A 1,621-nucleotide genomic window follows, 5' to 3' on the forward strand; every position below is an offset into this window, starting at 1 on the left:
TTCAGTCCCATAGTCAGTCTCCTTTGTTGCACTAAATGCTATCAAAGGAGCGGCATCAAACCGCGACAGGTCCAAATTTGCTCTGCGCCTGAATCTATGCTCGAATGCAGTCTGGGAAATTTAACCCACGCGTCGGCGTACCCTCCGTTCGGGCTCTCTTCTAACCTGCCATTCTTTTTTTTTGTGCGGTATCCGTCAAATTGGGCTCGGAGCCGCCTTCCGCACTGCAGCATAAAACGTAAATCTACGCGGGCTGGGATCGACTTGGACGGCCCGAAGCTGCCTTTCGTGCAAGCAGCAGCTAACGGCGGCTTCGAGCCCACTTTGCTCGATGCTGCACCTCGATCGAATGTCAGCTATCTCAGGCTTGGTCAAAAAACGTGACAGAATCAAACTAGGTTCTGCCAAGGGCCTGTGTCACAAGAATTTTAATGGTTTTGGTGATCAGGCGTCTCGCGTCAAATCGACCGTCTGTGACCGATGAGTATCATCAGATAACCGCTGTTTGATGAAAAGAATTGACTACGATGGCTACCATGCTGCACCCTATGCGAGTGTGATTGCGCTTAATGAACGATGCTTCGGACCTATCCGAGCCAGTGTTTGAGCTAATCAATCTGGGGAAATTTGATATTCAAATTCGTTGCCGTCGAAAGCCTAATTTTAACCAGATTTTACCGAGACGTGGAGGACATTACAGTGCTCAGAATATTAGTATTCTCGTTGGTTCTATTGTTTGCAGCTTGCGATTCAGCCCAAGTCATAATGTCGAGAGCCTACACAGAGAAAGGCTTGCTCAATGTCAATAATGTACGTCTAGGGTATGTCTGGATTTGGGATCGATCTTCCGACCAGATACAACGCGTGGACATCATTTCTCCGCAGCCTTCAAACAAGTTCTCCGACCAAACAGGTTTTGACACATCAGTGACTTTCGAGACGGGAGCCAAGTTCAGCGGCAACGTCACACTTACCGCCGCGGAAGTTAGCGCGCTGGAGGCCGAGGTATCAAGACGGTCAGTTCTGAAGACAGAAAACCTTCGCACGGAAGCCTTCCGCAGTCCCGTGCAAGGCCTCATAGACGCCCTGAACAGTGACCCCGACAGGTTTATAGCGTCTCTGCAATTGATGGATGTTATATACTCTAAGGGGGAAAAGCTTTACGTGGTGGCCGATGAAGTTGGATTTTCTGAGTTCACGGAGCTTTCCGTTGATGGGAAAACTGCTTTTGGAACGGAGTTTGAAGCAAGCAGTGTAAAAGCAAATTTGAAGTTCGAGGTCATTGACCCTGGAAAGCTTGAGTTCCGGGGAAGGGATGGTGGCTTGGCCCCAACTTTCTTCCGGTTTTCGATCATCAGACCGAGTTTAGGGTCAGACAACAATCCAAAGTTTCGTACAGAGACTACAGCTGCGCTTTCCGATTTCCTAAAACTTGTGAAGCAAGGCAAATTCTAACCTACGCAAGAAGCTGACGTGCACACTTATGAGGGAGTAATTTACAATGATCGATCTTAGAAAGAGAGCAACATTGAGTGCTTTGGTTGCCGTGTCTGACGTCAGCACCCTTGGGACAGATTTGAGGATTTGAATAAGGGAGGATTTCTGGTTCATCTTATCGATT

The 1,621-nt window shown here is 48.2% G+C and carries 1 protein-coding gene; it reads left to right on the forward strand.

The genetic code is table 11. The features are described 5' to 3' along the window. Nucleotides 1-864: 864 nt before the first annotated feature. Nucleotides 865-1,455: a hypothetical protein gene (locus tag ACEWL3_RS20580; protein WP_386185463.1), complete on the forward strand. Its 591-nt coding sequence runs from the start codon at nt 865-867 to the stop codon at nt 1,453-1,455. Nucleotides 1,456-1,621: the final 166 nt, after the last annotated feature.

The organism is Sulfitobacter sediminivivens, from assembly GCF_042611115.2.
Taxonomy (GTDB): domain Bacteria; phylum Pseudomonadota; class Alphaproteobacteria; order Rhodobacterales; family Rhodobacteraceae; genus Sulfitobacter; species Sulfitobacter sediminivivens.